A 23,412-nucleotide genomic window follows, 5' to 3' on the forward strand; every position below is an offset into this window, starting at 1 on the left:
CAGACCCTGACCTCCATCCTGCGACGTACCGCGACGTCCTGCGCGGGCACTCGGCCCAGGCTATGGGTACCCGCGGGACGCCGCGCGAACATCCTGTCCCGCCCTCGTACGACGGACGTTCCGCTCCCCGACGACGGACTTTCTGCCCTCCCATGACGGACGATGGAGGCCGGCACCACCGCCAGCTCCTCCAACTCCTTCCCGGAAAGGCAGAGATGAGCCAGACGCTGATCTTGGCAAGGCGGGTTCTGACCGGGCCGCGTGGCCAGTACGTCACAGACGGCGCCGTACTGACAGAGGGCACCGACATCGTCGCCGCGGGCGCCCGGGCCGAGGTCGAGCCCCTGGCACGCGGCGTGTCGCGGCGGTACGCGCTGCCCGGTGCCACGGTGCTGCCCGGCCTCATCGACGCCCATGTCCACCTGGTGTTCGACGCGAGCAAGGACCCCGTCGCGGTCCTGGACGCGCACAGCGACACCACCCTCATGGCGGCGATGGAGGAGCGGGCGCTCCAGTTCCTGCGCAGCGGCGTCACCACGGTGCGCGATCTGGGTGACCGGGGCCGCCTCACCCTGCGGCTGCGCGAGGAGATCGCCGCGTGCCGGGTGCCGGGCCCGCGGATCATCGCCGCCACGACACCGCTGACCACGAAGGGCGGCCACTGCTGGTTCCTGGGCGGTGAGGTCGAGGGCGAGGACGAGATCCGCGCCCTGGTCCGGCGCAACGCCGAGCTCGGCGCGGACGTCATCAAGGTCATGGCCACCGGCGGCGGCCTCACCCGAGGCGGTCCCGCCACGTGGCAGGCCCAGTTCGACGCCCCCGAGATCCGCGTGATCGTCCGTGAGGCGCACCGGGTGGGGCTGCCGGTCGCCGCCCACGGACACGGCACCGCGGGGATCGTGGCCGCCGTGATGGCGGGCGTCGACACCATCGAGCACTGCACCTGGATGACGCGCAAGGGCCTCGGCCTGCGCGAGGACGTCCTGGACGCCATCGTCGACAAGGGCATCCGGATCTGCCCCACCGTCAGCCCGAACTGGCGGATGCTGCCCATGTTCTTCGGCGCCGAACGGGCCAAGGCGATGTTCGACCAGGTCCGCACGATGGCGGAGCACGGCGCGCGGCTGATCGCCGGGACGGACGCGGGAGTCCAGCGTGCGGGCTGTGACGGCCTGGCCCAGAGCCTCGGCTTCTACCAGCACTTGGGCATCGAACCCGGCCGCGTCATCGACATGGCGACCACGGAGGCGGCCGACGCTCTGGGCATCGCCGACCACGTCGGACGCCTGGCCGCGGGCTATCGCGCCGACCTGATCGCGGTGCACGGCGATCCGCTCAGGGATGTGGAGGCCCTGGGCGACGTACGGCTGATCATGGCGAACGGCAAGATGGTGGACCATGAGTGAGCAATCCCCGCATCCCGCAGAGGCGCTTCCCACGAAGCCCGTTCCCGCCAAGCCGGTCCAGGCACTGATCGTCGTCGACATGCAGGCCGCCTTCGTCACCGGCGCCGACGCCGTGCCCGAAGCGGTCCGCGTCCTCGACCGGACGTCCGACCTGATCAGCCGGGCCCGCGCGGCGGGCGCCCTCGTCGTCCAGCTCCAGAACGACGGCGAGCCGGGAGCCGTCGACGAACCCGGCGCTCCCGGCTGGCAGATACACCTCCCCGCGGACACCGACAGGGGCGAGAGGGTCCTGCGCAAGACCGTCGACGACGGCTTCGAGGAGACCGGACTCGCGGACCTGCTCGCCGAAGCGGGTGTGCACGAACTGGCCCTCTGCGGGGTGCAGTCCGAGATGTGCGTGATGGCGACCGCGCGTACCGCCCTGGAGCTGGACTTCCGTGTCGTCCTGCCGCACGACGCGCACGCCACGTACGACATCCCGGCCGCCGAAGGCATCAGCGACATGGTCCCGGCGGCGATGGTGTCGCGGGTGGCCGAATGGGCCCTCGGCGACGAGGTGGAGATCGTCGCGAGGGCCCAGGACGTCGACTTCACCAAGCCCTAGCGGGCGGTGTACGCGCCGTCCACCAGGTGGTAGCTGCCGTGGATGAACGAGGCCCGCTCCGAGAGCAGGAACACGATCAGCTCGGCGACCTCCTCGGAGTGACCGAGGCGGCCCGCGGGGTGCAGGGAGACGAGGGCGTCGTACGCCTCCTTGTCCATGTTCTGGAGGAGGGGCGTCTCGATGAAGCCGGGGCCGACCGCGTTCACGCGGACGCCCTTCGCGGCGTACTCGGCGGCGGCGGTCTTGGTGAGGCCGACGACGCCGTGCTTGGCGGCGACGTAGGCGGGGGAGCCCGCGAAGCCGACGGAGCCGAGGATCGAGGCGACGTTCACGACGGCGCCCGCGCCCGAGGCCTCAAGGACCGGGAGTTCATAGCGCATCGAGTAGAAGACGCCGTCGAGGTTCGTGCGTACGACGCGGTTGTAGACGTCGATGTCGTACGCGCCTGTCGGCTTGCTCTCCCCGCCGATGCCCGCGTTGTTGACCGCGAGGTCGAGCCCGCCGAACGTGTCGACGGCGAACCGCACGGCGGCCTCGACGGAAGCGGGCTCGGTGACGTCCACGGCGACCGCGGCGGCCTTGACGCCCTCCGCGAGGAGCTGGGCGGCGGCCTTCTCCGCGCCCTCGGCGTTGTAGTCCGCGATGACGACGTTCGCCCCGCCCGCGCCCAGGCGGCGGGCGGTGGCCAGGCCGATGCCGGAGGCGGCGCCGGTGATCAGCGCGGTCTTGCCCGCGAACTCGGTGGCGTAGTCAGGGGCGGGGGTGGTGGTGGCGGGGGTGGTGCTCATGGTGCTCTTCGCTTTCCTCATCCGATGTGCGGGGCGGCGCTTGCTGCCTCCCCGGTCAGGACGGCGTAGGCCTGCTCCACATGTGCGGCGAGGTCTGCGTCGTGCTTGTGCCCGCCGCGCGCCCAGCTGCGCAGGGCCGCGGTCAGGACTCCGGCGGCGGCGCCGACAACGACGGCCGGGCGCTGGTCCCGGGCGGGGTCGGTGCCGAGCCGGTCGGCGATGATCCGGACGGACTCGTCCTGGGCGTCGACCCGGACGCGTTCGTACGCGGCGAACAGGGCGGGCTCCGTGTCGACGAGCGCGAGCAGCTCCCGCCACCGGGCCCGGCGGTGCGGGCCGGGGGACTCCGGGTCGGCGAGCCAGTCCCGCACGGCCGCGCGGTAGGCGGCCAGCGGGGGCTCGTCGGCGGGGCGGGTGCGCAGGGCCGCGTTGATGCGGTCGCCGTCGGCGCGGGTGAAGTCGAGCGCCGCCGCCTCCTTGCCGCCGAAGTGACGGCTGAAGGTGCGGCGCGTGACGTCGGCGCGCTCGGCGATGGCCTCCACGGTGACGGCCGCGAGGCCGTGCTCCAGGATCAGGTCGATGGCCGCGTCGGCGAGCGCCTCCCGGGTCAGCCGGGCCTTGCGCTGCCTGCGGTCCTCGCCGCTCCCGCCGCCGGCCGGGGCATCTGAGCCGGATTCCGCAGCCTTGGATTCCGTCGCCTTGTTCATGTCTTCGACCGTACACCCGTAATGTCCCAATGGGACATCTGTCCCTTCGGGACTTAATCGGCGGCTGACGCGGGACCCAGATCGAAGACGCCGTACCCGAATCCCCGCGCCGTGACGAGGCCGCTCGCAGCCTCCACGCCCTCCGCCTCCAGCGCCCGTGGACCCGCCTCGCCCACGACATCGGTGCTGAAGGTCGCCGGTGTACTGCGGGGATTGATCACCACGAGATGGCGCCCGCCCCTGACATACACGAACGGATAGCCGCTGTGCAGCACCTCCACCGATCCGTCGGGTCCAAGGTCCGGCGTGGCCTTGCGCAGGGCGATCAGCCGGTGCACGAGGTGCAGCAGAGACGTCTCGTCGGCCATCTGGGCGGCGACGGTGGGGCGCCCCGGGTCGGGGTCGACGGGGAGGTAGAGGCGGTCGGGCTGGGCGGTCGAGAAACCGGCGTTCGCGCTGTCGTCCCACTGCATGGGGGTGCGTGAGCCCGCCCGGTTGTAGCGCGGGCCGAGCACGCTGCCCTCGGTGTCGGGCAGGCCCGGGATGTAGCGCATGCCGATCTCGTCGCCGTAGTAGATCGCCGGTAGCGTCGGCCAGGTGAGCTGGAAGGCGAACGCCGCCGGGAGCTGCTCGGCGGTGCGCGGACCGCAGTTGAGGCGGGAGAAGTCGTGGTTGGAGGTGGGCAGCGCGACGTGCCCCGCACCACCGATGGCCTCGTGGGCCGCCTGCCACGCCTCGACGAACGTACGGGGTGATCCCTTGCCGCTGGGGTCGAAGAAGCAGTCGAGCGGGTCCCACCCTTCGTCGTCGGTGCCTTCGCCGTTGTTCCACAGGGAGCGCAGGGGCCCGCCGTTGGTGGGGCCGCCGAACTGGAGGAAGAAGTCGGCGTGGAACCCGGCGGGCACGGACACCGCCGGATCGCCCCACTCCGAGAGCAGCACCGCCTTTGGGTGTGCGGCGTCCAGCCAGCCGCGCAGCTCGGTCCACACCCCCGCCGTCGCGCCGCGGTCCGGGTCGTCCTTGACGAGGGAGTGCGCCATGTCGACGCGGAATCCGGCGAGGCCGAGGCGCAGCCAGTGGTCCATGATGTCGCGCAGCGCGGCACGGTTGGCGCGCGGACCCTCGGCGTCGACGGGCTGCCGCCAGGGCTCGGCCGGATCCCTGCGCGCGTAACCGAAGTTGAGGGCGGGCTGGGAGTCGAAGAAGTTCGGCAGATACGCGCCGGGCCGGCTCCCCGGGGACCGCACGAAGCCGTCCGGACAGCCCTCGGCCGTCCAGATGTACCGGTGGTCGTCCGGGTCGTCGGCCGACGCGGTGAACCACGGATGCCGGTCGGAGGTGTGCCCGGCCACCAGGTCGAGCAGCACCCGGATGCCGCGCCGCCCCGCCTGCTCCACCAACTCGGCCAGGTCGTCGTCCGTCCCGTAACGGGGCGCGAGGGAGAGGTAGTCGGAGATGTCGTACCCGGCGTCGCGGAACGGCGAGGCGAAGCAGGGGTTGATCCAGACGGCGTCGACACCGAGCCAGGCCAAGTGGTCCAGATGTCCGGTGATGCCGTTGAAGTCACCGATGCCGTCGCCGTCGGAGTCGGCGAAGGACTGCGGATAGATCTGGTAGAAGACGGCGTCGGAGAGCCAGGCGGGTGCGGGGCGGAAAGAAGTCATGGAGCGGGTGCGGCCTTTCCCTCGTACGGTGGCTGCTGAGACGGAGCAGTGGTGAGCGGCGCTGGTGAAACGCGGCGGTTGTCCCCAGGCGGGCGGGGGTAGGTCCGCACGGTGCTTTCCTTACCCAGCAATACCCCGCTGCTGAGCGATCACTTCGCCGCCGAGGGCTATCTGAGACTTCCGTCGCTCATCCCGCCGCCCCTGCTGGAGGAACTGACGTGCGAGGTCGACCGGTTGGAGAAGCTGGCCGTGCGCCGGGACTTCGCCATGGCGTCGACGGACGGCTCGCCCCGCCACATGACCACCCTCGGCGGCCACGCCATCGACCGGGAATCCACCCTGATCCCACGCCTGTACCGCGACAGTGAACTCCTGACCTGGCTCGGCGGGGTCGCGGCCCTGCCCGTGGTCGAGGTCGCCGACCCCCTGGAGCGGCACGTCCTGAACATCTTGCACCGGCCCGGCGACACCCATGGCGCCCACACCGACGACTACCCCCTGGCCCTGGTGCTCTTCACCGAAGCCCCCACGGACCCGGCCGACGGCGGCCTGCTGCACCGCACGCCGCGCACGGGCGCCCTCGACGCCCTGCACACCACCGCCGACCCGGTGCACCACCAGCGCGGCGACGGCTACCTCCTGCGGGCCGACACCACGGCCCACCGCGTGACCGCGCTGCGCAGGCCGGGCGTCCGCCGTACGGTGCTGAACTTCGCCTACACCACCCCCGACCGGCAACGGGCGCGTACGCCGTCGGCTGCCCAGCTGTACGCGCCCTAGAGGGGCAGCGCGCACACCGCCGCCGGAGCGGTGAACGGCTCACCCGTCAGGCGTAGTTGGCCGCCCCTGCCCACGCGGAAGACGCTGACCGAGCTCGACTTCTGGTTGGCCGCGAACAGCAGCCGCTGGGACGGCGAGAAGGCGATGTGCCGGGGGAAGTCCCCGCCGACGGGGACCGTGTCCAGCAGCCGCAGCCTGGCACCGCCCGCTTCGATCGCGTACCTGGTGAGGCTGTTGTGTCCGCGGTTGGCGAGGAAGGCGAAGGCGCCCTCGCGCGTGACGAGCAACTGCGCCGGATAGCTGGTGCCTTCGCCCGTGCCGGTGGATTGCGGCACGCCGGGCGTCAGCCGCCCGCTCGCGGGGTCGTACGCGCAGACGACCACGGTGTTGTCGACCTCGTTGGCGAGATAGGCGAAGCGCCCCGAGGGGTGGAAGGTGAGGTGACGTGGCCCGGCTCCCGGTCGCAGGGTGGCGTACGAGACCTGGGTGAGCTTCCCCCTCTTCGCGTCGAGGCGGTAGCTGTAGACGGTGTCGTTGCCCAGGTCGACGGCGAGGACGTGTCCGCCGTCCGGGCTCGTCACGATCTGGTGGGCGTGCGGCCCTTCCTGCCCTGGGCCCGGTGGCGGGCTGGAGTGGGTGACCAGATCGGTCAACTCGCCCAGCGCGCCCGAGCGTTGAACCGGATGGACGGCGACGCTCCCGGAGAGATAGTTCGCGCTGAGCAGCCAGCGCCCGCTCGGGTGCACGGACAGATGGCAGGGTCCGGCGCCGCCGGTGGTGCGCGCGCCGAGGACCTCGGGACCCGCGGCCGAGAGCGCGACCGCGGTCACACCGCCCTGCTCCCGCTCGTTGACGGTGTAGAGAGTCCTGCCCGAAGGATGGAGACAGAGGTAGGAGGGGTCGGGTACGCCGGTCAGCGTGCCGGTGCCGGTGATACGCCCCGTCGCTTCGTCGTACGTCGCGAGACCGAGGCCGGTGCCGCCGTCGGGCTGTGTGGTGTAGGTACCGAGGAAGAGCGGGCGTGCGCGGCGCGGGGGCTGACCGGGCCGACCGGGGGGCGCGGAGGCTCTGGCCGGAGCGGACGTGGCGACGGCCGTGGCGGCGAGTGCCCCGATGAAACCCCGCCGCCCCCAGCCACCCGCCGTGCGCCGCCCCTCGTTCTCACCGGTCATGTCAGCCTCCATGTCCGTGACTCACGCGTCGGTGGTGACGCGTGTGGCAGACACAGTGGTACCCGGAAACCTCCGAGGACAAGAGCACAACCGGGGTTGCTTCCTGCGCAACGCGGTGCGTCACCGGCTCGCGTCGCGGTGGGTTACAGACTCGCGTCGCGGTGCGTGGGCCTGCCGTCGAGGAGCGTGAGCAGGACCGGCAGGTCGGGGAGGTCGGTGGCGGTCGTCGTCAGGGGGCTTTCGGCGAGAACCGTGAGGTCGGCGCGGTGGCCGATCGCGAGCTGTCCCGCCTCGTGCTCCTCGCCCGCCGCGTAGGCGGCGTTCACCGTCATGGCCCGCAGTGACTCCAGGGCGGTGAGCGCCTGTTCGGGGCCGTGCGGGGGCTGAGTGAGGTCGCGGCTCGGGCGGCGGTGGCGGGCACCGGCCATGACGCCGAGCGGCGGGTAGGGGGCGATGGGCCAGTCGGAGCCGAGGACGACCGTGGCGCCGGAGTCCCACAGATCGCGGCAGCGCCAGGCGCGTGCCGCACGCTCCTCGCCGAGCCGGCGCGACCAGTTGTCGGTGTGGTCGGCGCGGGTGAAGTCACAGCAGTGCGTGGGCTGCATGGACGCGATGACGCCCAGCTCGGCGAACCGGCGCAGGGTGTCGTCGGGCACGGTCTCGATGTGCTCGACGCGGTGCCGGAGCTCGCGACCCCCCGTGGCCCTGGCCTTCTCGACGGAGTCGAGGACATGACGTACGGCCGCGTCCCCGATGGCATGGGTGGCGGTCGGCACCCCGGCGCGGTGGAGCTCGCCGATGACGTGGGTGTAGGCCTCGGGGTCGGGCCAGAAGGCGTGGGCGGACTCGCCGTGGCAGTCGGGGCGTTCCAGCCAGGCTGTGCCGTTGTCGATGGTCCCGTCCATGAAGAGCTTGATGCCCTCGGTCCGCCAGAGCCTGCCGCCCGCGCCCTGCTGCTCGATGAGCGCACGCAGCGCGTCGGCGTCGGTGCCCGGCTGGCAGCGGGGCGCGACCCGCACCCGCAGCGGTAGTTCACCGGCCGCGTCGAGCTCGGCGTAGAGCGCGAGGCTGTCGCCGTCCGCGTCCATGGCGTGCCCGCCGGTCAGGCCGGTGGCGGCCATGCCGCGCAGCGCGGCGGCCAGGCGGGCGCGGCGTTCCGCGCGCGTGGGCCGCGGCGCCGCGCGCTCGACGAGCGCGCAGGCGGCGTCCTCCAAGAGCAGCCCGGTGGGCTTGCCCGCGTCGTCGCACACGACCTCGGCGGCCTGGGCGAAGGTGCGCGGCCCGTCGACGCCCGCGAGTTCGAGCGCGCGCGGGCTGGCCAGCATGGAATGGGCGTCGAAGAGCTGGAGGAGCGCGGGTACGCCGTCGAGGACGGGGGAGAGGGCGGCGGACTCCACGGGGCGGTCCCCGAAGACGTTCGGGTCCAGGCCCCAACCGTGCAGCCAGGCACCGGGCGCGAGGGTCCGCACCTCGCGGGCCAGCGCCTCGCGGACCTCGTCGAGGCCGGTGCAGCCCGAGAGATCGAGGCCGTGCGTCAGCTCCGCGCCGGAGACCGGATGGAGGTGCCCGTCGACGAGGCCGGGGGTCACCACGGCCCCCTTCAGGTCGATCACCGTCGTCGAGGAGTCCGCGAGCGCTCGGATCTGCCGGTCGTCGCCCAGCGCGGAGATCCGCCCCGAGGACACGGCCAGGGCCGTGTCCTCGAGGAACCGTCCCGTGACCGGGTCGAGCAGACGGGCGGAGAGCAGGACGAGGGTGGTGCGCACGGTGACTGACTCCTTGAAGTGCGGGTGGAGGGTGGCCTGTTGGGGAAGGCGGGGCGTCTACGGCCGGTCGGCCCGGCCGGTGGGCGTCTCGACAGCATCGGCGTCGGCATCCGAAGCGGTGTCCGCGTCGGTGAGCGTGCCGCTCGCGAGCCCCAGCTCCCGCTCCGCCGTGGTGACGGCCATCCGCGTCACCGCCTCGGGGCGACCGCTGGTGTCGGTGTTCGCGTGGGCGCCGAGGCCGTCGATCACGACCAGGATCTGAATGGTCGTCACATAGGCGTCGGCCGTGCGGAACTCGCCCTGCTCGACGCCGTCCCGGACGAGTCCTTCCAGGCGGCCGCGCCAGGCGCCCTCCTGCTCGGCTACCCGGTCCCGCAGGACGGGGCGGTAGCGGCTGAGGTGACGCGCGTTGATCCAGAGGCGGCTGATGTCCTCGTACGCCTCTCCCGTCGCGTGTGCGAAGAACCGCGCGAGGTGGCGCGTGGGAGACCCGTCCGGCCGCTCGGCGGGCAGCAGTGTGTCGAGTTCCGCGCTCGCGGCGCTGCCGAACGCCTCGGCGACGAGATCCTCCGTCGACGGAAAGTAGTGGCTGATCAGTCCCGGCCGTACATCGAGCTCTTCGCCGATCCGCCGCAGCGTGACGCACTCGAGCCCCTCGGTCAGGGCGACGGCGGCGGCCGCCTCGACGATTTCCGCACGTCGGGCGGCCGGAGATTTCCGAATTCGCTTGCGCTGAACGCTTGACGACATGACCGCAACGTTATTGAGTGTGCGACCAATAAGCAAGCAGTGGGCTTGATCCAGCATCCGGAGGGCCACATGGCGTCCACGATTCCCGACCCGCACCCAGATACGCCCGGCGCCCCCGAGGCGCCGCGGCCGCGGGGCTCGGATCGGGCGGCCCGCGTCGAGGCGCACGGCATCGACCCCATTCCCGAAGAGGAACGCCACGGCCATCCCCGGGAGCTCTTCTCCGTCTGGGCGGCGGCGAACGTCAACTACCTGAGCCTGGTGGTCGGTGGCGCCCTGATCCTGATGGGTCTGACCCTGTGGCAGGCCCTGGCGGTGCTCGTCGTGGGCAACCTGTTCTGGACGCTCACGGGATTCCTCGCGGTGTCCGGACCGGCCGCGGGCGCGCCGAGCGAGGTGATCACCCGGGCCATGTACGGGATACGCGGCAACCGGGTCAACAACGCGGTCGTCGGGTGGATGGTCTCCGTCTGCTACTTCGCCCTGAACCTCTCCGCCGCGGCGGTCGCCGCCTTCTCCCTCGTCGAGAAGGCCGGCATCACGGCGAACAACGGGGTCAAGGTCGCGGTGATCGTGGTCATCGCCGCGCTCACCCTGACCATCAGCGTCTTCGGCCACGCCTTGATCATGAGGCTCTACCTCCCGATCACCCTGGTCCTGACCGCCGCTTTCGCCGTCGTCGCCGTCAGCGTGATCGGGTACGCGGACTTCTCGTACGCACCCGCCGAACCGCTGACCGGCATCGACCTCTGGGCGAGTGCCGCGGCCGGTGTCACGCTCATCGCGTCGGGCCCGCTCTCGTACACCACCAGCGCCGACTTCTCCCGCTATCTGCCCCGTACGACGTCCAAGAAGGCGATCGTGGGCTGGACCGCCCTCGGCGGCTTCCTGCCCAGCATGATCGTCTGCTCCCTCGGCCTGTTCGCCGCGACCGCGGTCGACATGACCGACCCGCAGGCCGCGCTGGAGCGCATCCTGCCCGACTGGTTCACGCCGTTCTTCCTGCTGGCCCTGATCCTCGGCACGATCTCCATCAACGCCCTGACCGCCTACAGCGCCGGTCTTGCCCTGCAAGCCGTCGGCCTGCGGATCCGCCGTTCGATCAGCGTCATCATCGACGGGATCGCCGCGGTCTGCCTGACCCTGTACGGGCTCCTGGTGTCCAACTTCCTCGACACCGTCAGCAACGTCCTCCAGCTCACCGTGATCCTGCTCGGCCCCAGCACGGCGATCTACGCCACGGACATCCTGCTGCGCCGCAACCGCTACGACGGCCTCGCACTGACGGACGAAACCCCTGGTGGCCCCTACTGGTTCACCGCCGGTGTCAACGCGGCCGGAGCCCTCGCGCTCACTGCGGGCACCGGCACGGCCGCCCTCTGCGTCAACACCCTCTACACGGGCCCGGTGGCCGGTGCCCTGGGCGGTGTGGATCTGGCCCTTCCCGTCGGCATGGTCGTGGCGTCGGGCCTCTATGCCCTCCTGGCGCGGCGCACGATCGGCGTCGCACACGCGGCGTGAAATACGGAGAGTAACTACGGTAGATGGGCCGTGAATATGCGCCGCAGGGTGGCCGAGGATGCCACCCGGAGGTATGAACTGGCCCTGAGCGGGCAAGATGTAGATGCCATTCGCGGTGCCGCCCCAGACCCCGGCGGCCTGGGGCGTCGGCCTCAGGGCCTCGCCGCTCGCGTTGTCGTTACTCTTCGTATGCGGGGTGTAGTGAATTGGGGGGTGGACCATGGGCACGCCCGACCCGGGCTTTGGGCTGCACCACCGTGTGGTGGACGGATCGATCATCCTGACGTTCCGGGGTGAACTGGACGCCTGGGCGGACCAGGAACTCTCGCCGCGCATAGCGGAGTTACTGGACCGGCCAGGCGCAGACGTGGTGGTGGACCTGCGGCAGGTGACCTTCCTGGACGCCGGCGGGCTGCGGCTGCTGGTGCGCATCAAAGGCCGGACCGTCGCGAAACGGCGCACCCTGCGACTGGTCCGCAGCAGTCCGCGCGTCTGGCGGGTCCTGCGCATCACCCGGCTGGATCGCAGCTTCACCGTCCTGGACAGCATGCCCGCCGCTCTGGACACGCCCGACGGCCACGAGGGAAACCTGAACAGGCCGGCCTAGAGGCCCAGAACTCCAAAGGTGCCACCTGGCTGGTTATCTCTCGCCGCGACGGAAGTCGACGACTGTGCGCCACTGCTCGGATACGGTGTGCGAGCTGTTTCCCGTTTCCCGTGGATGCGCGAGGAGTTGCTGAGTGGACCGCAGTTCTGTGATCCGGATCCGTACTGTTCTGGCCGCGATGGGCGTGGCGACGGCGATGGCGGCCGCCCCCACCGCGACGGCGGCGGCGGAGCAGAAGCCCGCAGCGTCGGCGGCCGGGTCGTCATCGTCTTCGGCACCGCACAAGCCCTGCACCGGAGAGTTCCACAAGGATGCCCGCCTCGGCCCGAAGTGGCTGCCCAAGAAGTGGCAGGAGCCGGTCGGCCCGCTGCTCAAGGGGTGGAAGCGCACGGGCGGCCTCTCGCCGTCGTCCTTCCTGAAGAAGTACTGGGAAGGTCCTGCCGAATCGGGCAGCTGGAAGTATCCGCCGAACGACGGCTTCGAGACGGTCAACGGCCAGGTCGACAAGCACCCCGAGGAGCTGGAGAAGGGCGACCTCCTCGACCGCTTCGGGTCGGAGTACGGCTCGTTCCTGGCCCCTGCCGGAGACTCGTACGCCGAGCGCGCGCTGCCCCCGCAGAACCTCAACACCCGTGACGCCGCCGTCGCCTGCGACTACCGCGTCTACGAGGTGAGCAAGCCGTTCTACGTCTGGCAGGGCGGTATCGCCCCCTGGTTCGCGCAGCCCGGCGGCGGCCAGCAGATCAAGCTCGACCCGGCGTTCCTCGACCCGGGCGACGGCCAGCGCCTGAACGTGAAGTGGCTGCTGGATCACGGCTACCTCGAGCCCGCGAACGACTAGCCCCGGGAACGACTAGGCCGGGAGCGACTGGCACCGATGGACATCCGTGGACTGCCCACCGCGCTGCGCGAAGCCGGTGTCGCCGACGGCTACTACTGGATCGAGGGCGTCCACGAACCGGCCCCCACGCCCCCCGACTTCGTCTACCTGCGGAGAACCGAGGACGGCCGGGCGTGGGAGACCGGCACGTACGAACGTGGAGCGCACCACCCCCTCGCCCGGCACACGGACGAGGGGGAGGCCTGCGCGCAGCTGCTGCGCCTACTGCTGTGAGACGGCGAGGGCCTCGTGCTCGCAGGCGTCGTCGATGCCGTACGTGTCCCACGCGGGGAACGGGTCGTCCACCGGCAGGCTCTCGCCCTCGGCCATGAGGCAGCCCGCGAGCGCCGCCCGCAGGGAGTCGGCGCGCAACCCCGTCCCGATGAAGACCAGTTCCTGTCCCTGGGGTTCCCCCGCATCGCGTGCCGCGGACGGTTCGAAGCGCGCCACGGACCCCGCCTGGGACCACAATCCGGTCACGTTCGGGCGGCTTGCGAGCCAGAAGAAGCCCTTGGACCGCAGCACGTCCCCGAAGGTCCCGCTGTCCAGACCCTTCGTCACGAAGGTCCACAACCGGCCCGGATGGAAGGGGAGTTCAGCACGGAAGACGGTGCTGGAGATCCCGTACTCCTCGGTCTCCGGCACATGGTCACCGTTCAGCTCCCGCACCCACCCCGGAGCCTGCTGCGCCCGCTCCAGGTCGAACAGGCCGGTGCCGAGGACCTGTGGGAGTTCGACGCGGCCGTGGGTCGCGGTAACGACGCGGGCGAGCGGATTGAGGCGAGCGAGCGTGGCGGTGAGCCGCTCCGCGCTCTCCGTGTCCACGAGGTCGAGCTTGTTCAGGACGATGACGTCCGCGAACTCGATCTGGTCCATCAGCAGATCGCTGACGGTGCGCTCGTCCTCCTCGTACTGATCGAGGCCTCGCTCGGCCAGGCCGTCCCCACCCGCCAGTTCCGGCAGGAAGTTCGCGGCGTCGACCACCGTCACCATCGTGTCCAGGCGGGCCAGATCGCCGAGCGTGGCGCCGTCGTCGCGCGGAAACGCGAACGTGGCCGCGACCGGCATCGGCTCGGAGATGCCGCTGGACTCGATGAGGAGGTAGTCGAACCGGCCCGCTCGCGCAAGGCGGTCGACCTCCTCCAGGAGATCGTCGCGCAGGGTGCAGCAGATGCACCCGTTGGTCATCTCCACGAGGCGTTCCTCGGTGCGCGAGAGGGCGGCATCACCGCCGCGCACGAGGGCGGCGTCGATGTTGATCTCGCTCATGTCATTGACGATCACCGCGACGCGCAGGCCCTCGCGGTTGCCAAGGACATGGTTGAGCAGGGTCGTCTTGCCCGCGCCGAGAAAGCCGGACAGGACGGTCACCGGCAGTCGCTCGGCCATGTCCGTCAGCTCTCGGGGCGCAGCAGGCCGCGCTCGTACGCCTTGGCCAGTCGCTGGGGCACCAGGTAGGCGGAGCCGTCGACGGTGACCGGCACGAGCTGCGGGGTGGTGGCCTTCCACTGCGCGCGGCGGTGACGGGTGTTGCTGCGGGACATTTTCCGCTTGGGTACGGCCATGGTTTCGAGTCCTCTCTCGGTGGTGCGACGCCGAGGCTATATGAAAATGGATCCCATTTCGAACTGAAGGGTCGCGGCAACGCGCCAATGGGCCCGAGTCACCGTGTGAGCCCGAGCCACGGTTGACAGTCCGGACGCGCCCGCGACAGCATCCCGGCGATGGAGATCACCGACCTGACACCGGCGGAGCGCCGCGTCTGGCAGGCGTTCCCGCTCGGCGGCGGCGTCGACTTCCGCGAGAGCCCCGATGACGACCCCGCGGCCGGTGGCTCCTGGGGGCCCGAGCGGACGGTGCGGGGCGAGGTGCTGCGGGCGCTGCTGCTCGACGGCCCGACGCGGGACGGCGAGATAACCGGCATGAAGCTGACCGGAGCACGCGTCACCGGGCGCCTCGACCTCAGGTACGGGACGGTCGAGCACGCCGTACGACTCCGCTCCTGCCGCTTCGACCAGACACCGAACCTGTACGGAGCCCAGGTCCGCACCCTGGACCTGAGCGACTCGGTCCTGCCGGGCCTGAGAGTAGGCAACCTCCGTGTCGAGCTGGACCTGCGGATCACCTGCTGCCGGATCACGGGCCCCGTGCGGCTGGCGGGCGCGCAGATCACCGGGGCCTTCTTCGCCAACGGCGCGGAACTCGGCACCCCGCACCCACCTGACCCGGAGCCCGCACCGGACCCCGCACCGGCTGCGGAAGCGGTGCTCCAGCTGAACCACGCGGTGATCGGCACCGACGTATGGGCCCCCGGCCTGGTGGCCCATGGCCAGATCCGGCTGAACGGCGCCACCGTCGGAGGCCAGGTCAACCTCGACGACGCCGAACTGAATGCCCCCGGTGAAGTCGCCCTGCACGCCGAGACCTTGACGGTCGGCACCGATCTGCGGGCCATGCGGCTGCGTGCCGACGGTCAGCTCAACCTGAGCGGCGCCAGAATCCCGCGGCACGTCAATCTCGCCTACGCCCGCCTCTCCCGCCCCGGCGCGACGGCCCTGCGCGCCAGCAGCTGCGTCATCGGCGAGCTGTGGCTGCGGGAAGCCGCTCCGATCGAGGGCGCCGTGAACCTGCGACGCTCCCAGCTCGACCTGTTGCACGTCCCTCCGGAGGTGTGGCCCGGCCAGGTCAAGCTCGACGGCCTCGCGTACCAGAGGCTCGCCCCGCACCTGCCCGCCGAGCAGCGGCTACCGGTGCTCGAACGCGAGGCGGGCGGCTATCTCCCGCAGAGCTACGAGCAGCTGGCCGCGGCGTACCGCACCGTGGGCGACGAGGCCGCCGCCCGCACCGTGCAGCTGGCCAAGCTCCGCCGCCACCGGCGCACCCTGCCCCCGTACGCCAGGATCTGGGGCCATCTCCAGGACGTGACGGTCGGCTACGGATTCCGGCCGATGCGCGCCGCGGGATGGCTGCTCGTCCTGCTGCTCACCGGCACGCTCGCCTTCGCCCTGCATCATCCGCCCGCGCTGAAGGCCGACGAGGCCCCCGACTTCAACCCCGTCTTCTACACCCTCGACCTGCTCATCCCGATCATCGGGTTCGGCCAGGAGGCGGCCTTCGCGCCGGAGGGCTGGTACCAGTGGCTCTCGTATCTGCTTGTCGCCACGGGCTGGGTCCTCGTCACCACGGTCGCGGCCGGCATCACCCGCTCCCTCAGCCGCCAGTGACCCAGCAGCCGCCAGTGACCCAGCGCTCGTCGCGACGAACATCGCCGACCTGGACACAGGCGGGGCGACGATCGATATCCTCCAGCGAAACGCTCAAACGAACACCTGACGAGTACGTCGCGAGGGGGCCGGCAGCATGCGGGAGCCGAGGGATGTCAGGCGGCAGCGGATACTCGCGGTCGTGGAGTCGCGTGGCGAGGCACGGCTGAGCGATCTCGCCGACGATCTCGAGGTGTCGGTGATCACCGTGCGCCGGGATGTCGAAGACCTGGCCCAGGAGGGCAAGTTGCGGCGCGGGCACGGCGTGGCGCGCTCGGTCGGGCCCGTGGAGCGGAGCCCCGCGCCCGCCGAACCCGTGGCGAGCGGCGGGGCCGTGGCCCTGATGGTGCCCGAGCGGCACACCTACCTGTACGAGACGATGCACGGGGCCCGAGGCGTCCTGGGCGAGGCCGGTATGCGGGTCGCCCTGCACATCGCGCCGCAGGTCGAGGGCGCCGAACGGCCCCTGGTCGAGCGGGTGTTGACCGAAGGCGTGCGGGGGCTTCTCATCGCCCCGCGCTGGCGCACGGAGGCTGAGGAGGAGGCGGACTACGCCTGGCTGGCCGCATCGGGCGTGCCCACGGTCCTGATGGAGCGGCGGCCACGCGCGGGCAGTGCGCTGCACGCCATGGACTCGGTCTGCACCGACCACTGGTACGGCATCCACCTCGCCGTCGACCACCTCGTCGGGCTCGGTCACCGGCGGATCGTCCTTGCCGCCCGCGACGACAGCCCGACGGCCCGCGCCCTGCGTGCGGCCTTCGCCGAAATCGCCGCCTCCCGGCCCGAGATCGAGGACTGGAGCGTCATGCTCAGCGCCGCGGGCGCGGGGCCGGGGCGGGTGCGCGAACCGCTCGACCTCGCGGCGCGGCTGCGCGAGCGCGGGGCCACGGCCGCAGTGCTGCACGGCGACGTCGACGCGCTGATGCTCGTGCAACAGCTCATGGACCGTGGGGTGCGGGTGCCGCAGGACTGCTCGGTGGTGGCGTACGACGACGTGGTGGCCGCGCTCGGCAGTACGCCGCTGACCGCCGTGTCCCCGCCGAAGCACGAGGTGGGACGGACGGCGGCCGGTCTACTGCTGCGCAGGCTCGACGAGTTGGCGGGTTCTGGCGCCGGGCCGACACAGCGCGTGGAGCTTCTGCCGGAGCTCAAGGTCCGCGGATCCGCCACCAACATCGAGATCGTTTGACCGCTTCAGTTTCTTTTGATCGGTCTATTGACCGGCACCGTTCACGCGATCAGGATTCCCGTGTCCCGAACAAGAGCCGCGGGAGGCACCCATGCCTGGTCGACCGAGCCGCCGGTCCCTGCTCGCCGTGACAGCCGCAGTTCCCATGTCAGGTGCGCTCAGCGCCTGTTCGGGCAGCAAGGGCGGTACATCGAGCAGCAAGGGCGGCACCACACGCATCACCTTCTGGTCCGCACTGCGCGGAAGCCAGGAAGTGGTCGACGCGTTCAACAAGACCCACGACCGCATCCAGGTCGAGTTCCAGCAGATCCCGTCCGGCGCCATGGGCGGATACGCCAAGCTCAGCAACGCCGCCCGGGCCGGCAACGCCCCGGACGTCGCCACCCTCGAATACCCCCAGGTCCCCGGCTTCGCCATCGACGGCGTCGCCCGGGACATCACGTCGCTCGTCAGCGACCGGCTGCGCGCAAAGCTGCTGCCGCAGGCCCTCGGCCTCACCACCTTCGAGAAGCACGTCTACTCCGTCCCGCTCGACGTCGAACCGATGGTGCTGCACTACCGCGCCGACCTGTTCGACCGGTACGGGATCGAAGTCCCGCGTACCTGGGACGAGTTCGCCGATGCAGCCCGCACCGTGCGGGACAAGGCGCGCGACCGGCGGATCGCGGTCTTCCCCACTGACGGCGGCACCCAGTTCGCCGCGTGGGCATGGCAGGCGGGCGCCCAGTGGTTCGACACCCGCGACGGCGCGTGGAACGTCTCGCTGACGGACCGCCCGACCCGCAAGGCCGCGGCGTACTGGCAGCGGCTCATCGACGAGGAACTGCTCTTCGTCAACGCCACGGAGAGCAGGCACTACGACTCGCAGCTCAGTGAAGGGCTGATCCTGGCCCGGCTCAGCGGCGCGTGGGACGCGGGCGCGCAGATGAACGCCAGGCCCGGCCAGAAGGGCCAGTGGGCCATCGCCCCGCTCCCGCAGTGGGACCCCGAGAACCCCGTCGTCGGCACCCACGGCGGCTCCACCTTCGCCGTCACCAAGGACTGCCAACAGCCCGAAGCCGCCATGGAGTTCATCGAGTGGCAGGTCTCGCACCCCGACGCCCTGCGCGCCCGCCTCTCCAGCGGCACCAGCAGCCAGTACCCGGCCGTCCCCGACCTGGTTCCCGTGGGCCGCAAGGCCTTCGACCGCGCCTACTACTCGGGCCAGGACATCTACCGCCTCTTCGAGGAGCAGGCCGAGACGATCCGCGACGGCTGGGTCTGGGGCCCGCGCATGACCGCCACCCAGAGGGTCATGCAGGACGGCTTCGCCCGCGCGGGCGGCGGCAAGGGCTCGCTGCTCGATGCCGTGCGCGCGGCGCACGACGGCACCATGCCGGACCTCAGAGCCCTCGGCCTCTCGACCACCGAGCACAGCACGTGACCGGCCCGAGCGGCGCGGCGCGACAGAAGCCCCGTACATCGACAAGCACCAGCACAAGCACCAGGACCAGCAGAAAGGCAGGTGACCCCCGATGACCACGACCGCGCCCCCGGCCCGAGCCACCCGCACCGCCGATGCCCCCGTCGCCGTCCGAAGCGCCCGTAAGCGCGCGCGGCGCCGTGAACACCTGGCGTGCGGCGTCCTGATGACCCCCTTCCTGATCCTGCTGGTGACGGTCTTCCTGATACCCGTCGCCACCGCGGTCTGGCTGAGCTTCTTCAGCGACGACCAGCCCGGCCTCGGCTTCGGCCCGGAACGCACGGTCTTCGTCGGCCTGCGCAGTTACACGGCCGTCCTCACCGACCCGACCTTTCTCGGCAGCCTCGGCCTGGTCGCGCTGTACTGCCTGATCTACATCCCGCTGATGGTGATCGGCGCCCTCTCGCTCGCCCTGCTGCTCGACTCGGGCGTCGTACGGCTGCGTGCCTGGGCCCAGTTGGGGCTCTTCCTGCCGCACGCGGTGCCGGGGATCATCGCGGCCCTCATCTGGCTCTACCTCTACACCCCGGGGCTGAGCCCGGTCGTCGACGTGCTCTCCAAGGGCGACATCCACATCGACTTCCTCGGGGTGAACACCGTGCTCCCGTCGATCGTGAACATCGCCCTGTGGAGCAACCTCGGCTACAACATGGTGATCTTCTACGCCGCACTCCAGGCCGTGCCCCGTGAAGTGATCGAGGCCGCCGTGGTCGACGGCGCGGGACCCGTGCGCACGGCACTCCAGGTCAAGGCGCCCCTGGTGCGCTCCTCGATCGTCATGGTCGCCATGTTCACCCTGATCTGGGCGATGCAGCTGTTCACCGAACCCATGCTGCTCAGCCAGTCGTCCCCGATGATCAACTCGCGCTTCTCGCCCAGCATGTACATCTACGACGCGGCCTTCACCCGCAACAACTACGGCCTGGCCGCCGCCGCTTCGGTGATCCTGCTCCTGTGCACGGTCGCCCTCTCCTACGGCGTCACCCGCTGGACCAACCGCTCCCAGAAGGAGGCCGCACGATGAGCGCCGACACCCTCACCGCGCACCGCCCCCGCCTCCTGGGCCGCACCGTCGTGAACACCGTGGTCGGCGTCGCGGTGCTCTACACCCTGCTGCCCGTCCTGTGGCTGGTGCTCGCCGCCTCCAAGAACCGCGACGCGCTGTTCAGCAGCAGCTTCTTCACGCTGACCGACTTCTCCTTCGTACAGAACCTGCGCGACCTGTTCGCGATGGACGGCGGCCTCTACGGCCGCTGGTACACCAACAGCCTCCTGTACGCCGTCCTGGGCGCCGCGATCAGCGCATTGGTGAGCGTCGCCTGCGGCTACGCCTTCGACAAGTACCGATTCCCCCACAAGGAGAAGGTCTTCGGCCTGGTCCTTGCGGCGGTGATGGTGCCGCAGACGGTGCTCGCCCTTCCGCTGTATCTGATGGCCTCGGCCACGGGCGTCGTCGACACCTTCTGGGCCGTGTTCATCCCCGTCCTCTTCAACCCGTTCGGCGTCTATCTGGGGCGGATCTTCAGCCAGGGATACGTGCCCGACGAGGTGCTCGAAGCGGCTCGCGTGGACGGCGCCGGGGAACTCACCACGTATGTGCGCGTCTCCCTGCGGATGCTGGGCCCCGGCCTGGTGACGGTGTTCCTCTTCCAGCTCACCGCCATCTGGAACAACTTCTTCCTGCCGATGGTGATGCTTTCGGACGAAAAGCTGTACCCGGTCAGCCTCGGCCTCTACACCTGGAACAGCTCGGCGACCGTCTCGCCCGAGTACTACCCCGTGGTGATCATCGGCCGCTCCTCGCGGTGCTTCCGCTGATCCTCGCCTTCGTACTGCTGCAACGCTTCTGGAAGTCGGGTCTCACCGCGGGCTCGGTCAAGTGATCCATGCGAACCATGCGAACCATGTGAACCATGCGAAAGGGAATGTGTTGATGAACGGCAGTCGCCGGCCGCGTGCCGCGCTCGCCATGGCCCGGGACGCGGCGAAGGCCGTGCTCGGCCCCGACGCCCTGGCCGCGCTCGGCCGTGTCTGCGATCTTGAGCCGGACACGGTCCTGGACGACTTCACCACGGAGGAAGCGCGCTCCGTGCTCCGGGACGTGGAGGTCCTGGTCACCGGCTGGGGCTGCCCGCGACTGGATGCCGCAGCGCTCGCGGCGGCGCCCCGGCTGCGGGCCGTCGTGCACACCGCCGGTTCCGTACGCGGCCACATCACCCCGGAGTGCTGGGACCGCGGCATCGAGGTGTCGTCGGCCGCCGCGGCCAACGCCCTGCCCGTCGCCGAGTACACCGTCGCCATGATCCTGCTCAGCGGCAAGCACGTCATGGAGCGGGCACGGGAGTTCAAGGCCACCCGGCGCCGCGACGAATGGCTCGGCCTTTCGCACGGCGTGGGCAACTACGGCCGTACGGTCGGCATCCTCTCCGCCTCGATGATCGGCCGCCGCGTCATCGAACTCCTGGGCCCCTACGACCTCCAGGTCCTGCTGCACGACCCGTACGTCTCCGACGAGGAAGCCCTGGAGCTCGGCGTACGGCCGGTCGGCATCGCGGAGTTGTTCGCGAGCAGCGATGCCGTCAGCGTCCACACCCCGCTCCTTCCCGCCACCCGCGGCCTGGTCAGCCGTGAGCTGATCGCCGCGATGCGCCACGAGGCGGTGCTCATCAACACGGCCCGCGGCGCGGTCGTCGACCAGGACGCCCTCACCGAAGCCGCGCTCGCCGGCCGTGTCCGTGCCGTCCTCGACGTCACCGACCCCGAAGTCCTGCCCCCGGAACACCCGTTGTGGGAGTGCGACCACGTCATGATCACCCCACACCTGGCGGGTTCGCAGGGCAACGAGTGGGGGCGTCTCGCCGATCTCGCCGTCGCCGAGGTCGGCCGCTGGGCCGCGGGCGACGGTTTCGCCCATGCCGTACGACGCGAAAGGCTGGCCTACCTCGCATGAGCATCCCCGGACTGCCCGAAGAAGACCGGGAGTTGAGCCCTCACACCGGTTACACGCGCGCGCACTGGGAGGCTGCCGCCGACGGTCTCCTGGGCGCCGCCTGGCAGTGGGCGACACCCCGCGGCGCCCTGCTCGACCTGCCGGGGCGGCCCTCCGCTTCGGGCGTACGGTCGGACGGCCTGGAGGGGTACGCCCGTACCTTCCTCGCGGCCGCGTTCCGTGTGGCGGGCGCCGAGGGCAAGGACCCGCACGGCTGGCTCGACCGGTACGCGGAAGGCCTCGCGGCGGGCACGCGCATGCCGGGCCACGACGACGCCGAGTCGTGGCCGCTGATCCTGGACCACAACATCCAGGGCCAGCCGATGGTCGAGTCCGCGTCCGTCGCCCTCGGCCTGCGGCTGACCCGCCCCTGGCTGTGGGACCGGCTCGACAGCGACGTACAGGACCGGGCGGAGGAGTGGCTGCGCGGCGCGATACGTCACGTCCCCGCACCCAACAACTGGTACCTCTTCCCCTACACCGTGGCCGGATTCCTGGAGTCCGTGGGCCGTGGCGACGCGGAGACGGCAAGGGCGCGCGAGCGGGCGCTCGGGCTCCTGGAGAGCTGGTACCGCGGCCAGGGCTGGTACGCCGACGGGGACGGCCGTGCCTTCGACCACTACAACGGCTGGGCGCTGCACCTGTATCCGACGCTGGACGCCCAACTGGCGGGAAACGCCGGTGAGTTGGCTCGGCACGGTGCCCGCCTGCACGAGCACCTGAAGAGCTTCGGGCTGCTCTTCGGCGGCGACGGCGCCCCGATCCACTTCGGCCGCTCACTGACCTACCGCTTCGCCGCGGGCGCGTCCGTGGCCCTCGGCGCGCTCACGGGCCACACGCCGCTGAGCCCCGGCGCCTCGCGCCGCCTGCTCAGCGGCTCGCTGCGCTATTTCCTCGACCGCGGCTCCGTGAGCGCCGACGGACTGCTCACCCTCGGCTGGCATGGCCCGCACGAGGCGACCCTTCAGCCTTACTCGGGTCCCGCGTCGCCGTACTGGGCGTCCAAGGCGTTCGTCGGCCTCCTGGCACCTGCGAGTCACCCCCTGTGGACCGCCACGGAGGAACCCGCGCCCAGCGAGAGCCACGACACGGTCCTCGCCCTGCCCGCGCCCGGCCTCCTCGTGCAGAGCACCCGCGCCGACGGGATCGTACGGCTGCACAACCACGGCAGTGACCACGCGCGCCCGCACGAGGGCGAGTCGGCGGCCCACGAGGACCCGCTCTACGCCCGCCAGGCCTACTCCACGCGGACCGGCCCCACGGCACGCGACAACACCCCGGACAACCACATCGCGGTGGAGGTGGCGGGAGTCCGCAGCGCCCGCACCCGCATCCACCCGCTGGGCACCGGTCAGGGCGCCGGCTGGGGCTGGGCGGCGTCCCGGCACACCCCTGCCTTCGTGAGCGGCCCGCCCATGGTGCCGGGTCTGCGCGTGGAGAGCGTGACGGTGGCCAAGGGCCGCCACGAGTTGCGCGTGCACCGCGTGGTCGGCGCACCGCGCGGAGCCCGCATCACCCACACGGGCTGGGCAACAGGCCCGGAGGAGCCTCTGCTCTCCGCGCTCCACTCCTTGCACGGCTGGACCGGCCAGGACGAACAGCGCGCACCCCAGGGCACGGCCTTCACCCCGTGGGCCCGCTTGCCGCGCCTCACGGCCGAGACGGAGGGCACGGCCGTGTACGCGGCTCTGGCCACGCTCACCGCGGAACCGGCCCCCGCGCCTATGGCGGAAGCGGCCACCGTGGTGAGCGCGACGGAGGACGCGGTGGAGGTGCGGTGGACGGACGACGGATCCGTGACCCGGATCGCTTTCGAGCCGCTGGGGGTGGAGCACGGCTGATGGCTGGGCCCGGCTGAGTC

The 23,412-nt window shown here is 71.1% G+C and carries 21 protein-coding genes and 1 pseudogene; 14 read left to right on the top strand and 8 right to left on the bottom strand.

Going from position 1 to position 23,412, the window contains the following annotated elements:
- Window positions 1-152: 152 nt before the first annotated feature.
- Together ACWGI2_RS23845 and ACWGI2_RS23850 are read left to right on the top strand one after the other, a co-directional pair.
- The gene (locus ACWGI2_RS23845; protein WP_453697478.1) at window positions 153-1,406 is read left to right on the top strand and encodes an amidohydrolase family protein; all 1,254 of its coding nucleotides are present in this window, start codon (window positions 153-155) and stop codon (window positions 1,404-1,406) included.
- Window positions 1,399-2,010, top strand: a complete 612-nt coding sequence (locus ACWGI2_RS23850) for an isochorismatase family protein (RefSeq protein ID WP_453697480.1) — start codon at window positions 1,399-1,401, stop codon at window positions 2,008-2,010. Before ACWGI2_RS23845 ends, ACWGI2_RS23850 begins: the two co-directional genes overlap by 8 nt.
- On the opposite strand, the gene ACWGI2_RS23855 is transcribed toward ACWGI2_RS23850, so the two are convergent.
- The 3 genes from ACWGI2_RS23855 to ACWGI2_RS23865 are packed head-to-tail and all read right to left on the bottom strand — an operon-like array spanning window position 2,007 to window position 5,169.
- Window positions 2,007-2,798: an SDR family NAD(P)-dependent oxidoreductase gene (locus ACWGI2_RS23855; protein WP_453697482.1), complete on the bottom strand. Its 792-nt coding sequence runs from the start codon at window positions 2,796-2,798 to the stop codon at window positions 2,007-2,009. The two genes, ACWGI2_RS23850 and ACWGI2_RS23855, sit on opposite strands and share 4 nt — an antisense overlap.
- Before the next feature lie 17 nt (window positions 2,799-2,815).
- Entirely contained in the window at window positions 2,816-3,505 is a 690-nt protein-coding gene (locus ACWGI2_RS23860; protein WP_453697483.1) for a TetR/AcrR family transcriptional regulator, read from the bottom strand.
- Between the two features lie 53 nt (window positions 3,506-3,558).
- A complete protein-coding gene (locus ACWGI2_RS23865; RefSeq protein ID WP_453697484.1) occupies window positions 3,559-5,169 on the bottom strand; it encodes an alpha-amylase family glycosyl hydrolase in 1,611 nt (536 codons plus the stop codon).
- A 111-nt stretch (window positions 5,170-5,280) separates the two neighbouring features.
- Here ACWGI2_RS23865 and ACWGI2_RS23870 point away from each other — a divergent pair, with 111 nt between their 5' ends.
- Window positions 5,281-5,949, top strand: coding sequence for a HalD/BesD family halogenase (locus ACWGI2_RS23870; RefSeq protein ID WP_453396327.1), 669 nt, complete (start codon window positions 5,281-5,283; stop codon window positions 5,947-5,949).
- Here the strand turns inward: ACWGI2_RS23870 and ACWGI2_RS23875 are convergent.
- From ACWGI2_RS23875 to ACWGI2_RS23885, 3 genes are all read right to left on the bottom strand, one after another.
- Window positions 5,946-7,121 carry a lactonase family protein gene (locus ACWGI2_RS23875; protein WP_453697486.1) on the bottom strand — a complete coding sequence of 392 codons (1,176 nt, stop codon included), beginning with the start codon at window positions 7,119-7,121 and terminating at the stop codon, window positions 5,946-5,948. The two genes, ACWGI2_RS23870 and ACWGI2_RS23875, sit on opposite strands and share 4 nt — an antisense overlap.
- A gap of 143 nt (window positions 7,122-7,264) precedes the next feature.
- A complete protein-coding gene (locus tag ACWGI2_RS23880) occupies window positions 7,265-8,887 on the bottom strand; it encodes an amidohydrolase (protein ID WP_453697487.1) in 1,623 nt (540 codons plus the stop codon).
- A gap of 57 nt (window positions 8,888-8,944) precedes the next feature.
- On the bottom strand, window positions 8,945-9,637 hold the full coding sequence (locus ACWGI2_RS23885; RefSeq protein WP_453697489.1) for a TetR/AcrR family transcriptional regulator: 693 nt from the start codon (window positions 9,635-9,637) through the stop codon (window positions 8,945-8,947).
- 69 nt (window positions 9,638-9,706) lie between these two features.
- On the opposite strand from ACWGI2_RS23885, the gene ACWGI2_RS23890 reads away from it, so the two are divergent.
- The 4 genes from ACWGI2_RS23890 (at window position 9,707) to ACWGI2_RS23905 (ending at window position 12,879) form a co-directional block, all read left to right on the top strand.
- A complete protein-coding gene (locus tag ACWGI2_RS23890; RefSeq protein WP_453697490.1) occupies window positions 9,707-11,158 on the top strand; it encodes a purine-cytosine permease family protein in 1,452 nt (483 codons plus the stop codon).
- Window positions 11,159-11,378: 220 nt separating this feature from the next.
- Window positions 11,379-11,765 carry an STAS domain-containing protein gene (locus tag ACWGI2_RS23895; RefSeq protein WP_453396332.1) on the top strand — a complete coding sequence of 129 codons (387 nt, stop codon included), beginning with the start codon at window positions 11,379-11,381 and terminating at the stop codon, window positions 11,763-11,765.
- A 178-nt stretch (window positions 11,766-11,943) separates the two neighbouring features.
- A complete protein-coding gene (locus tag ACWGI2_RS23900) occupies window positions 11,944-12,606 on the top strand; it encodes a TNT domain-containing protein (protein ID WP_453396524.1) in 663 nt (220 codons plus the stop codon).
- 36 nt (window positions 12,607-12,642) lie between these two features.
- On the top strand, window positions 12,643-12,879 hold the full coding sequence (locus ACWGI2_RS23905) for a hypothetical protein (RefSeq protein ID WP_453396333.1): 237 nt from the start codon (window positions 12,643-12,645) through the stop codon (window positions 12,877-12,879).
- Here the strand turns inward: ACWGI2_RS23905 and ACWGI2_RS23910 are convergent.
- Window positions 12,868-14,034, bottom strand: coding sequence for a GTP-binding protein (locus ACWGI2_RS23910; protein WP_453697491.1), 1,167 nt, complete (start codon window positions 14,032-14,034; stop codon window positions 12,868-12,870). The genes ACWGI2_RS23905 and ACWGI2_RS23910 overlap by 12 nt on opposite strands.
- 5 nt (window positions 14,035-14,039) lie before the next feature.
- Window positions 14,040-14,210, bottom strand: a complete 171-nt coding sequence (gene rpmF, locus ACWGI2_RS23915) for a 50S ribosomal protein L32 (protein ID WP_453396335.1) — start codon at window positions 14,208-14,210, stop codon at window positions 14,040-14,042.
- 159 nt (window positions 14,211-14,369) lie between these two features.
- On the opposite strand from rpmF, the gene ACWGI2_RS23920 reads away from it, so the two are divergent.
- The 7 genes and pseudogenes from ACWGI2_RS23920 to ACWGI2_RS23950 all read left to right on the top strand — a co-directional run bounded on the left by ACWGI2_RS23920 (window position 14,370) and on the right by ACWGI2_RS23950 (window position 23,392).
- Window positions 14,370-15,869 carry a membrane-associated oxidoreductase gene (locus ACWGI2_RS23920; protein WP_453697493.1) on the top strand — a complete coding sequence of 500 codons (1,500 nt, stop codon included), beginning with the start codon at window positions 14,370-14,372 and terminating at the stop codon, window positions 15,867-15,869.
- 136 nt (window positions 15,870-16,005) lie between these two features.
- Window positions 16,006-17,100, top strand: coding sequence for a substrate-binding domain-containing protein (locus ACWGI2_RS23925; protein WP_453697495.1), 1,095 nt, complete (start codon window positions 16,006-16,008; stop codon window positions 17,098-17,100).
- A gap of 91 nt (window positions 17,101-17,191) precedes the next feature.
- Window positions 17,192-18,523 (top strand): ABC transporter substrate-binding protein, encoded by a 1,332-nt coding sequence (locus ACWGI2_RS23930; protein ID WP_453697496.1) that lies wholly within the window; start codon window positions 17,192-17,194, stop codon window positions 18,521-18,523.
- 91 nt (window positions 18,524-18,614) lie between these two features.
- Window positions 18,615-19,586 (top strand): carbohydrate ABC transporter permease, encoded by a 972-nt coding sequence (locus ACWGI2_RS23935; RefSeq protein WP_453697498.1) that lies wholly within the window; start codon window positions 18,615-18,617, stop codon window positions 19,584-19,586.
- A pseudogene (locus ACWGI2_RS23940) lies at window positions 19,583-20,445 on the top strand (carbohydrate ABC transporter permease). Before ACWGI2_RS23935 ends, ACWGI2_RS23940 begins: the two are co-directional and overlap by 4 nt.
- A 50-nt stretch (window positions 20,446-20,495) precedes the next feature.
- On the top strand, window positions 20,496-21,512 hold the full coding sequence (locus ACWGI2_RS23945) for a hydroxyacid dehydrogenase (protein ID WP_453697500.1): 1,017 nt from the start codon (window positions 20,496-20,498) through the stop codon (window positions 21,510-21,512).
- The gene (locus ACWGI2_RS23950) at window positions 21,509-23,392 is read left to right on the top strand and encodes a DUF2264 domain-containing protein (RefSeq protein ID WP_453697502.1); all 1,884 of its coding nucleotides are present in this window, start codon (window positions 21,509-21,511) and stop codon (window positions 23,390-23,392) included. The genes ACWGI2_RS23945 and ACWGI2_RS23950 overlap by 4 nt, the downstream gene beginning before the upstream one ends.
- Window positions 23,393-23,412: the final 20 nt, after the last annotated feature.

This window comes from Streptomyces sp. NPDC054866 (genome assembly GCF_053610745.1).

Coding starts and splice junctions, on each gene's coding strand:
- rpmF (WP_453396335.1), bottom strand. CDS start 14,210: ATGGCCGTACCCAAGCGGAAAATGTCCCGCAGCAACACCCGTCACCGC.
- ACWGI2_RS23920 (WP_453697493.1), top strand. CDS start 14,370: ATGGAGATCACCGACCTGACACCGGCGGAGCGCCGCGTCTGGCAGGCG.
- ACWGI2_RS23905 (WP_453396333.1), top strand. CDS start 12,643: ATGGACATCCGTGGACTGCCCACCGCGCTGCGCGAAGCCGGTGTCGCC.
- ACWGI2_RS23925 (WP_453697495.1), top strand. CDS start 16,006: ATGCGGGAGCCGAGGGATGTCAGGCGGCAGCGGATACTCGCGGTCGTG.
- ACWGI2_RS23935 (WP_453697498.1), top strand. CDS start 18,615: ATGACCACGACCGCGCCCCCGGCCCGAGCCACCCGCACCGCCGATGCC.
- ACWGI2_RS23890 (WP_453697490.1), top strand. CDS start 9,707: ATGGCGTCCACGATTCCCGACCCGCACCCAGATACGCCCGGCGCCCCC.
- ACWGI2_RS23895 (WP_453396332.1), top strand. CDS start 11,379: ATGGGCACGCCCGACCCGGGCTTTGGGCTGCACCACCGTGTGGTGGAC.
- ACWGI2_RS23845 (WP_453697478.1), top strand. CDS start 153: ATGACGGACGATGGAGGCCGGCACCACCGCCAGCTCCTCCAACTCCTT.
- ACWGI2_RS23860 (WP_453697483.1), bottom strand. CDS start 3,505: ATGAACAAGGCGACGGAATCCAAGGCTGCGGAATCCGGCTCAGATGCC.
- ACWGI2_RS23875 (WP_453697486.1), bottom strand. CDS start 7,121: ATGACCGGTGAGAACGAGGGGCGGCGCACGGCGGGTGGCTGGGGGCGG.
- ACWGI2_RS23910 (WP_453697491.1), bottom strand. CDS start 14,034: ATGGCCGAGCGACTGCCGGTGACCGTCCTGTCCGGCTTTCTCGGCGCG.
- ACWGI2_RS23900 (WP_453396524.1), top strand. CDS start 11,944: ATGGGCGTGGCGACGGCGATGGCGGCCGCCCCCACCGCGACGGCGGCG.
- ACWGI2_RS23865 (WP_453697484.1), bottom strand. CDS start 5,169: ATGACTTCTTTCCGCCCCGCACCCGCCTGGCTCTCCGACGCCGTCTTC.
- ACWGI2_RS23945 (WP_453697500.1), top strand. CDS start 20,496: ATGAACGGCAGTCGCCGGCCGCGTGCCGCGCTCGCCATGGCCCGGGAC.
- ACWGI2_RS23850 (WP_453697480.1), top strand. CDS start 1,399: ATGAGTGAGCAATCCCCGCATCCCGCAGAGGCGCTTCCCACGAAGCCC.
- ACWGI2_RS23855 (WP_453697482.1), bottom strand. CDS start 2,798: ATGAGCACCACCCCCGCCACCACCACCCCCGCCCCTGACTACGCCACC.
- ACWGI2_RS23885 (WP_453697489.1), bottom strand. CDS start 9,637: ATGTCGTCAAGCGTTCAGCGCAAGCGAATTCGGAAATCTCCGGCCGCC.
- ACWGI2_RS23950 (WP_453697502.1), top strand. CDS start 21,509: ATGAGCATCCCCGGACTGCCCGAAGAAGACCGGGAGTTGAGCCCTCAC.
- ACWGI2_RS23930 (WP_453697496.1), top strand. CDS start 17,192: ATGCCTGGTCGACCGAGCCGCCGGTCCCTGCTCGCCGTGACAGCCGCA.